Genomic DNA, 9,528 nt, shown 5'->3' with positions numbered 1-9,528 from the left:
CCGTCCGCTACCTTGCCCGCGCGCAGCGTGGCCTGAATTTCCCCGATCATCACATCGTCTCCATAGACGACGCCAGGGAAATTCATGACTTCGCCGAGCCCGATCATATCCGGGCCCCAGCTTAACGCCTCTGCGACTTCCGCCGGGCCGAAGGAGGCACCTGTCGTTTCCAGCTCCGGTCCGGTGGACGGTACGCAGGAAGCCACCTGCATGTAAGCAGCCAGCGGTGTGGTGCGGGCTTCGTCCAGCATCAGACGAAGTCCTTTTAGACCAAACACATTGGAAATTTCATGCGGGTCAAAAAAGCCGCCCGTCACACCCAGCGGCAGTACAGCCTTCGCGAACTCCGTTACGGTGAGCTGCGTACTTTCGATGTGACAATGTCCATCCAGCAATCCCGGTGCCATATAGCGGCCTTCCGCTTCAATGATTACGGTGTCCTCGCCGATCGTATGACTGACGTCCCGACCGACGTATGCGATACGAGAACCTTGCACAGCAATAGACATGCCCGGCAGCAGCTCGCCCGATACCACGTTCACCAGCGTTCCTCCGCGGATAACCAGCGATGCCTTGCGCTCTCCTCTAGCTGTAGCCACCAGCTCCGGTACACAGTCCGCCAGCGGCGGGCGTTGAAATATACTCTTCATGTCCATTACGTTTGTAACCTCCGTTTTTACTTCTTGCCTGTTTTGCTTATTTGCTTATGTTACTGGAATACACACAATTATGCCAGTCGGTCCCCGATGAATCCAATCTTTGCATGGTATTTTGCGGGCTCACTTCTCTTCTTCCAATGTGTACATATACGTATTCGATGCCTGCGAACTGACAAAGGGTGTAATCTCACCCAGTGTATAGACATGCAGCAAATGCATCGCTCGTGTACAAGCGGTATAAAACAGCTTGCGTTCACTTTCACGCCGATATTGCTCAGCCGATCCGTCATAGATCAGGACCGCATCAAACTCCACGCCTTTTGCCAAGTAGGCCGGAATGATATGAATTCCCTTTTCAAAGGCAGGAGTTGTTTTCTTGATCAATTTGGGCTTCACTGGCAATCGTCCTTCCAGCGCTACGTGGGCTGCTGCGCTTTCATCGGCATTTTTACAGATGACTGCGATCGATTCATAGCCTTCCGCCAACAATTCCGTGATATTCCCGGCAATCCGTTGATGCAATTGTTCACGCGAACGCACCTCGATTACACGAGGCTTCTCCCCCTTGCGGTTGAACGGTATGATATGCTCGCCCCCAGCTACCATCCCCCGCGTAAACTCCACAATTTCCTGTGTGGAGCGATAGCTGCGTGTCAGGGAAATCATCTCGGTTTGTTCTGCTCCATACAGATCATACAATGGCTCTGCATCCTGAAGCACCGAGGCATGGGCATAGATCGCCTGATTAAAATCACCCAATGCCGTCATTTTCGCCTGTGGAAACAAACGTTTGAAAAAGGCCAGCTGGAAGGGGGAATAGTCCTGTGCCTCATCAATAAACACGTGACGGATGTTGCTATTGGAACGGAAACCAAGCATCAGCTCGCGCAAGTATAAAAAAGGCGTTACATCCTCATACGCCAGTTCCCCGGCCTGAATACGCTCCAGCGTTTGCCGACTAATTTCACTCCAGCTGTCAGGCAACTCCGCATGATCCGCCAATTGGCTGAGCAGCGACTCATTCAGAAACAGCTCACCGTATAAACGGGTGGTGTCCACAAAGCGAAGCGTCTTGATCCATTTGCGCAAGGGCTTCAAGCGGTCACTAACCACCATGCGCGCCAATATTTCCCGCTCACGTGTAAAATCGTCGAACGTATCGCCCTTGTTCTTCGATTTACGGCGCATACGATTATATGCACGCTGATAATCCTCCGGCTCCATCACATCCATCTGCTGGTCCACCCATGGTGCGGAGCATTCCTCCTTACCGAAGCGGGCCAGCTCCTTGAGCATCCAATCTCTTAGCAGCTCCAGTCGGTTCGCCAGCCGTACAGCAGGATCAAACTCATAAAACTTGCGGGCCATTTGCTCTACCGAAATCACCTCGCGCCCCTGGAAGCGAACGGGTTTAAAATGCATGCCTTCCTGTTCCAAATATGCCTTGTAGCCCGTGATCACACGTAAAAACGTCTTGGACGACTTAAAGCGAATGCCTTCCATTCTCGCTTCGTACCCAGGCTGTGACGATGCTGAAAGCACATATTCCAGCTGCACAAAAGGATCTTCCAGCTGAAACTCCCGACCCAGGCGCCGCTCCAAGTATTCCTGAAAAGTAGCCTGCAGCATATTTTCCTCACCCAGTTCAGGCAATACCGTCGAAACATAGCTGTTAAACATCGGGTTAGGTGAAAATAGCACGACCTGATCCGCTCGCAAGCGATCACGATACTTATACAGCAAATACGCCACTCTCTGAAGCGCAGCGGATGTTTTACCGCTTCCTGCTGCTCCCTGTACGATGAGCATTCGGCTTCGATCATTACGGATGATGCGATTCTGCTCCTTTTGGATGGTAGCAACAATACTCTTCATTTGGGCATCCGAGCTGCGGCTCAATACCGCCTGAAGGAGCTCGTCTCCAATCGTTACACCTGTATCGAACATAAAACGAATCTGTCCATCACGGATCGAAAATTGGCGCTTGAGCGTCAGTTCTCCTTCCATCTCACCTGCCGGAGTCTTATAAGAAGCGGGACCCGGCATATGATCGTAATAGAGATTGGAAATGGGCGCACGCCAGTCATAGATCAGAAATTCCTCGTCCTGATTATCCAGCAGGGAAGCAATCCCTAGATAAACACGTTCCGCCGCCTGACCTTGCTCAGCAAAATCAATACGTGCAAAATAGGGTGATTCAAGCAGCTTTTTCAACCGGCCTAGCGCCTCAGTGGAATGCTTGTGTCTGCGCTCCCGTTCGGACAAAATCTCAGACTGCTGACGCAAGCTGGTGGACGTCTCGCCCACATCATCCGCCTCACTAAAATTGATCGTTACCTCATCCCAAAAATCCTTCCGCATATCTACGACATCTCCGCGCACAGAGCCAACCTCGTTCTCCAGCTTCCGAATACGTCCGCTGATGACTGCGGTCACATCTTCTACTCTTCGTTGCTCCTCATTCCATTGCTGATCAATAGCCATTGGCGTCACTCCTGTTCCGTTTCCTCCTGCTCCACGCAGGGCTCCCTTGCGTCAAACTATGCACTATTATGGACCCGGACATACCTGCGGCATCCTCCTGACCCGAGAAAATTGACTAATACTTTGAAGTATGCTATACTGCTATGAGAAGTGTAGTATCAATTTACGATCATGTTTTTATCCTAAAACATAGCATTCTCTATTGTAGCAAGTTCAGTCCCTGTTCGCAACCAGCGGGCTTTTTTTGTATTCTTTTTATAGACATCTATAAGTTCGTGTAACCTCTTCTTCGATACCTGAATTCATTACATAAAAAGCGACCGTTCATCTGATCGATGCATACGGTCGCTTTTACTTTTGGATGAATCGCTATCTGCTCTCTTCCACAGGATGAATATGATCGGCCAGTCTGCTTAACCGCTCCAGTTGGTGACCATAGTCGTACATGGCCGCAGCCACAATGGAGAGACGCAGCATACCCTCCTGGCAATGGTCAAAACGCGTAATCGCATGCTTCATAAATTCACTGTTCGCCTGCTGGAACATCTCACTCTCGTCCTCGTTCGGTTTGAGCTTGTTTTCAAATTTCAGCAGCGCATGCTCATGAAACCGGATTAGCTGCTCCAGGTGACCATCAAAAAACGCATCCGTTCCCTCTGGTCGTACAGACTGAAAGTAGTGCCTTTCCACCGCATCCAGCACTTCGTACCCTTTGTGCAAGCTTTCGAGCATTTGCTTGTATACTACCATCTGTCTCGTCTGACTGAACCGGGAGCGTTTGAGCTTCTTCTGCTCTTCCTCGAACAAATGATATTTATCCGACAGCGTTTTAATAGCCCCCTCCAGATTCCCTTTTTCCTCTCTAAAGACAGACTCTTTGATTTCATCGGAAATGGCAGTCCGCAGCAGCAAGGACATACTGTTAAATACACTTTGAATTTGATTGATAAACTGTCTTTTCGGTTTCGGTGGAAACACAGCAATATTAATGACAAAAGCAGAAACAATCCCGATTAAAGTAAGCACAAAACGGGTCACAGCAAATTTCCAGTCGTCCGAGGCTTCCATGACCGAAACAACGGTAACCAGTGTGAGTCCTACCGTATCCGCCATATTTAATTTTAGACATATCATAAGGACCAGCACGCATACCAACCCGACCGCAATCGGCTCATTCGAAAATACCATTCCGCCCAGCAGCGCCATAATTGCACCTAGTGTGCTTGTTTGGAGCTGATCCAGAAAATAACGCCACGACCTGTATATCGACGGCTGCATGGCAAAAATAGCGGCTATCGCTGCCCCCACAGGCGAATGGGTGTTCAAAAGCATGCTCAGAAAAAGGGCGAGCGTCACCGCGATTCCCGTTTTTAACACCCGTGCTCCAAAAGCCAAAGCCATCCCTCCTGCTTACCCTTCAAATTTATTCATACCGAATTACTATAATGAAATTTCAAAATAAAGTCTATGCCTTATTATTACCCAAAACAATCGACAACAAGGAATATTTATGAAATGTATGGAATGTTCCGAGAAAAACGCCCGTCCACAGGCCAGCTTTTACAAAACCCGGCAAGCCCGCAAACAAAATCATGACATAATTAAAGCCGGAGCCTCCAAGCGGACTCCCCTGAAAAGTCATAGGATAAATGAGAATGGCGGAGGAGGAATGAAGGCATGCTTCGAGTCGCATTATTTACCGATACGTATGCGCCTGACGTCAATGGCACTGCCCTGACACTGGAACGATGGATTGACTATCTGGAGACACATGGGGTATCTACACTCGTCTTCGCACCCGAGGCAGACAGCCATCTGCCCTCGGGGCCGGGCGTGGAGCGGCTACGGAGCATTCCCTTTTTGCTGTACCGGGAATGCAGACTTGCGATCCCCAACGCCAAGCAGATCAATGAGCGTTTGTCAGCCTTTTCACCACATCTGATTCATGTCGCTACTCCATTTAACCTTGGCCTTTACGGAACAAGCTACGCGGCCAAACATCATATTCCACTCGTTGCCTCATACCATACCCATTTTGATAAATACCTCGAATATTACAAGCTTCGCTGGCTTGAACCTGCCTTATGGAAATACATGCTTTGGTTTCACAGACATTGCGAAAGAGTGTATGTCCCTTCTCGGTCAACCATGGAGTTGTTGCGTAATAAGGGAATGAGTCAACTTGAAATCTGGGGCAGAGGAATTGATACCGATCACTTCCAGCCAAAGGTGGATCGTCATGCGGTATGGGACAAATGGGGCGTTCGTGCAGATGCATTTGTTATTTTGTATGTCGGGAGGCTTGCACCGGAAAAGGGAATAGACACGCTGCTGGATACCTACCTCCAGTTGCCCGACGATGTCCGTGCCGCCTCGGTGTTGGTCATTGCAGGAGATGGTCCATTACACAAGGCAAAGACGGCCGCAGATATGGGGCTGCCGGAGCATGCAGTCCACTGGCTGGGCTTTGTAAAAGGGCGAGAATTGGCTGAATTATACGCCGCAGCCGACGTGTTTCTCTTCCCCTCAACCACCGAAACCTTTGGCAACGTCGTACTGGAGGCCATGGCAAGCGGTACTCCCGTGGTCGGTGCCGATGAAGGCGGAGTAAAAGATAATTTAATTCACGGAAAAACAGGTCTATTGTGTCCTCCCGGGGATGTGGCTGCTTTCGCTGAAGCTGATGTGGCTGCTTTCGCTGAAGCTGTACATCTGTTGTACGAGGATGCCCCGCTTCGCCGCTCTATGTCCATAGCAGGCAGAGCCTACAGCCTGGAGCAGACGTGGGACCGCATTTTTGAGCGGCTGCTGGACAGCTACATGGATGCAGCCACTCTTCATCTCAGCAGCCAGCCCATAACACGAATATAGCCCATGCTTGAGCTGTTTGAGATGCTTGTTATGTACCCCGCTTAACAAAATTACAGCCGTCAGGGCACCGATCAACGCGAGCAGCATATCCCATTGGGTATCCCATACATCTCCCTGTGTCCCCAAAAAAGCTTCTGCTGCCGTTCCGGTTGCCTTGGCTACCACAAACTCAATCAGCTCGTACGCAGCACTGATCGCAAGACACACACTGACGATGAGGAAAGTGAGCCAGCCTCCGCTTCCCAAGGTCGTTTTACGCAGCAGCACTTCCCTTACAATGAGCGCAGGCACAAAGCCTTGCGCAAAATGCCCAAGCCGATCATAATAGTTGCGCTCCAGCCCAAATGTGTCCCGAATCCAGTTGAACAGCGGCATTTCAGCATAGGTATAATGTCCACCGACAATCAGGATCAGTGCATGCAGCCAGATCAGGGTGTACACCAGGTTTGTAAACCGGAATTGGCGGTAAATAGCCAACAACAGCACAGCTCCCACAACCGCCGGGAGAACTTCCAGCAGCCATGTAAAATAATCCGCTGGACGAATCAAGGACCACATGAGAGCAAGCCCCAGCAATATAAGCAAACGGTCATTTTTATAGCTTGCCGTTGTCTGATTTATACGTCATCCCTCCTTTGCCTGTAGCTCTAGCCATCATTCGTTACAATATGTTTGACCCGCCCAACCTGCCCATCTGTCAAACGCACTTTGATTCCATGCGGATGACGCGGGGAATTGGTCAGGATATCCTTCACCGTTCCTCGCGTCAGCTTCCCGGTGGGCTGATCTTTTTTAAGCACAATTTCCACTTCAAGACCAGCACGGATATCGGATCGGTTTTGTCCGTTCATCGAAGCAGTTCCTCCTTTACTTTACATTTTTAAGACGTCTATACAACATGCAGGCGCATCCAAATTACCAGCTGCGCCATTCGTCCCGGCGGCTGTCACCTATCCAGATGATACACATCGTGGACATATAGCTGACCAGCAAAATTACGAATACCAGCCCACTAAACTCTATAAAGTGAGTACGCTGCAGGGAGTCCGCCCATATAGAAGACACCTGTTCATACAGTTGGGAAGGTGCAGAAACAATATCCCACGTATTTCCGCGAAAGAAACGGCCGATGTATATACCCAGGCTGCTCAACAACAGGACTACCACCACAAACAGCCAGCTTACAAGCCCGCCACGTGCACGTTGTACCAGCTGTCGTATGGATTCGAGCGATACAAAGCCCATCGTCAGGCCAAGGACAGCTACCAGCAGCATTCCCAGTACATGATTCCAGAAATACGGATTTCCCCAGAAGCGTTGCTCCTCAAGAAATGGATATTTGGCGAATACATGCAACAAATCTGTAATTAAATAGGGCGTATTGGGATAAAAAACGAGCCAGCTCACCCCTGTCACCCACAGTAAAAACGTCCTCATCCCCCTTCTCCAGGAACAATAAATGACATCCAGCAGCAATGTCAGAGCCATGGGAATCCAGGCCAGCATCATATTCCACCATATAAAAAAATAAGGGCGTCCCCCTGAGGGCAACTGCACATTAATGATCCATAAAGTGCTGATCACTGAGCATACGGCCAATACCATAAAAACATACCCTTTTACAGGATAATTTAACGATCTTAAACGGGCATACATGTACGTCTTTTCCCTCCTTTGCAACCGTCCAGCCTTCCCTGACGTTCCAATTTACACCTGTTCTGGACAGTGTACACTACAATGGCTTCAAGCTCAATGGAAGCGCTCATCTCTATGTTTAATGAAGATACAAAAAAAAGCATCTTTTCTCCGGGAATTGGCCATATCCCCGGAAAATAGATGCTCACTGTACTTCAGGCTTCACTCACAGGCAAAGGCGACATACGAATGCTGATCGTCTTATCAAACGGCGCCATCCAGTTGACCAGCAACGTATAGACATCCATAGGATGAGCAGCTCCCCGAACCGAAGTAGCCATATGTTCCATGGCTGTTCCCGTCAGTTCAAACCATGCAACCCCCGATTCATAACGTGCTGTGCCGCCAGTCCAGCATTTTACCGTTTCATTCCCCTGCCTGTACTCTCCGCAAGTAAATCTTCCTTCACGTCCAAAAACAAAACTAATCTGGGTCATGCAGTCCACCGGACCCTCTGAGCGAAAACGCAGCCTCCATACATCCTCCTGACGATCCACATCGACCCGTATTTCATGCCGCTGTTCATGGGTTAGCGGCCGTTTGTGATGCGGGAGCAGATACCATGGGCTGACCTCCTCCTGCGAAGTCGGCGGCAGATCTGAAGCAGCTACAGGACCATAGAAGCCTTTGGCCTGCTGACCTGTCAGCGTCCAACCCGATTCGTAAGCTGTCAATTCCTGCATCGGTACAAAACCGGGCGAGAAATAGGAGGCAGCTTGCACCGCCAGCAGCCGTGCATCTCCATGCCGCAATGACAGAAACGATGAAACCTCGGTCATTAGCGTCGCACTGGTGTCCTCCTGCCGATAGCGAACGACTGGAGCACCAAAGTCTGTATGCAGGCGGCTATGATAGATATGCTGATGATGCCCTGCCTCATCCATCCGGCTCAGATAGCCAGCCCTTGGAAAGTCTCCGTTCAGCAGCTTGTTATAGCGAACTGGTAATGTGGCTGGCGATACCTCGCGAGCTTGCAAACGCGGATCAAGCAAAAAGCGTACAGCCGCATTGACTGGAGCACCGCCCGGATGATCCATGACTTGAATAGCAGCGACAGCCATCGCTTCGAATATGGCATCGTCATCCTCGGTAGCCAGCATGGCATACGGGAGAAGATAAGAGGATAGATTCAACTTCACACCAAAATCCTGTCTTCCTGAATACTCCGTGACCACTTCGCCATCGGGATGGACAAGATATACCATCATGTGCAAATTGCGGCGCACTGGCTCAAGCAGCTCCGGATGCTTCAATAAACGGGCAGCATGAATCAGCATAATATCGCTGACGGCATTGTAAATCCCGTTGCTGCGCTCCGTCCATTCGCCATCTGGCGTCCCGTCCAGCCCTTCTGCCAGCCATGCTTCGGCCCGCACAAGCGCCTCAGGCAAATCAAACAGCTCGTGCAGAAAGCCCAGGGCAGCACATAACACCCAACGGTGATTTGGCGTGTGGCAGCCTCCAGTCAGCATGACCGGGAACGTCCGCTCCAGAAACAAGCGCATCGCATCAGTCACCCCACGCAGCTTCAGCCAGTCGTCCCCAACCAGCAGCTGATAAACCTGAGCGTAGCCCACGACCACGAACGCTGTATCCGGCGGCGAGTGAAAATTGGTCCAGCCTGGCGAAATAGAGCCGTCCTCATGCTGTACACGCAGCATGTACTGCGCTGCCAGCTCCAGCCGGACAAGCACATCCTCATTCCGATAGTAGACCGAATCCGGATTGACGAGCGCGGCCGCCCAGATCGCCATCGTGGCAGGGGTACCGACCGAATGATTAGGCCAGGCGATCCCGTTCTCATCATCGGTCACCCCGC

The 9,528-nt window shown here is 50.6% G+C and carries 7 protein-coding genes and 1 pseudogene; 1 reads left to right on the top strand and 7 read right to left on the bottom strand.

The annotated features are described in order from the left end of the window. The 3 genes from WG8_RS28230 to WG8_RS09440 all read right to left on the bottom strand — a co-directional run. A partial coding sequence (locus WG8_RS28230; RefSeq protein ID WP_007429916.1) for an amidohydrolase family protein occupies nucleotides 1-656 on the bottom strand: 656 nt, incomplete at its 3' end. 123 nt (nucleotides 657-779) lie between these two features. Next, nucleotides 780-3,143 carry an RNA polymerase recycling motor HelD gene (gene helD / locus WG8_RS09445; RefSeq protein WP_043890898.1) on the bottom strand — a complete coding sequence of 788 codons (2,364 nt, stop codon included), beginning with the start codon at nucleotides 3,141-3,143 and terminating at the stop codon, nucleotides 780-782. Nucleotides 3,144-3,512: 369 nt separating this feature from the next. Beyond that, a complete protein-coding gene (locus tag WG8_RS09440) occupies nucleotides 3,513-4,544 on the bottom strand; it encodes an FUSC family protein (protein WP_007429914.1) in 1,032 nt (343 codons plus the stop codon). 276 nt (nucleotides 4,545-4,820) lie between these two features. Between WG8_RS09440 and WG8_RS26390 the strand changes: the two genes are divergently transcribed. Beyond that, on the top strand, nucleotides 4,821-6,014 hold the full coding sequence (locus WG8_RS26390; protein WP_007429913.1) for a glycosyltransferase family 4 protein: 1,194 nt from the start codon (nucleotides 4,821-4,823) through the stop codon (nucleotides 6,012-6,014). A gap of 6 nt (nucleotides 6,015-6,020) precedes the next feature. On the opposite strand, the pseudogene WG8_RS09430 reads toward WG8_RS26390, so the two are convergent. The 4 genes and pseudogenes from WG8_RS09430 to WG8_RS09415 all read right to left on the bottom strand — a co-directional run. Next, nucleotides 6,021-6,635, bottom strand: a pseudogene (locus WG8_RS09430) (DUF2238 domain-containing protein); the annotation flags it as partial. A gap of 26 nt (nucleotides 6,636-6,661) precedes the next feature. Beyond that, nucleotides 6,662-6,865: a YwbE family protein gene (locus WG8_RS09425; protein ID WP_007429912.1), complete on the bottom strand. Its 204-nt coding sequence runs from the start codon at nucleotides 6,863-6,865 to the stop codon at nucleotides 6,662-6,664. A gap of 64 nt (nucleotides 6,866-6,929) precedes the next feature. Next, nucleotides 6,930-7,670 (bottom strand): DUF1361 domain-containing protein, encoded by a 741-nt coding sequence (locus WG8_RS09420; protein WP_007429911.1) that lies wholly within the window; start codon nucleotides 7,668-7,670, stop codon nucleotides 6,930-6,932. Between the two features lie 194 nt (nucleotides 7,671-7,864). After that, nucleotides 7,865-9,528: hypothetical protein (locus tag WG8_RS09415; RefSeq protein ID WP_007429910.1), on the bottom strand; the 1,664-nt coding region annotated here is incomplete at its 5' end.

The sequence above is a fragment of the Paenibacillus sp. Aloe-11 genome, assembly GCF_000245715.1.
Lineage (GTDB): Bacteria > Bacillota > Bacilli > Paenibacillales > Paenibacillaceae > Paenibacillus > Paenibacillus kribbensis.
Note: the sequence above shows the minus strand (reverse complement) of the source record. Positions and strands in the feature narration are given on the sequence as shown.

Coding starts and splice junctions, on each gene's coding strand:
- helD (WP_043890898.1), bottom strand. CDS start 3,143: ATGGCTATTGATCAGCAATGGAATGAGGAGCAACGAAGAGTAGAAGAT.
- WG8_RS09440 (WP_007429914.1), bottom strand. CDS start 4,544: ATGGCTTTGGCTTTTGGAGCACGGGTGTTAAAAACGGGAATCGCGGTG.
- WG8_RS26390 (WP_007429913.1), top strand. CDS start 4,821: ATGCTTCGAGTCGCATTATTTACCGATACGTATGCGCCTGACGTCAAT.
- WG8_RS09425 (WP_007429912.1), bottom strand. CDS start 6,865: ATGAACGGACAAAACCGATCCGATATCCGTGCTGGTCTTGAAGTGGAA.
- WG8_RS09420 (WP_007429911.1), bottom strand. CDS start 7,670: ATGTATGCCCGTTTAAGATCGTTAAATTATCCTGTAAAAGGGTATGTT.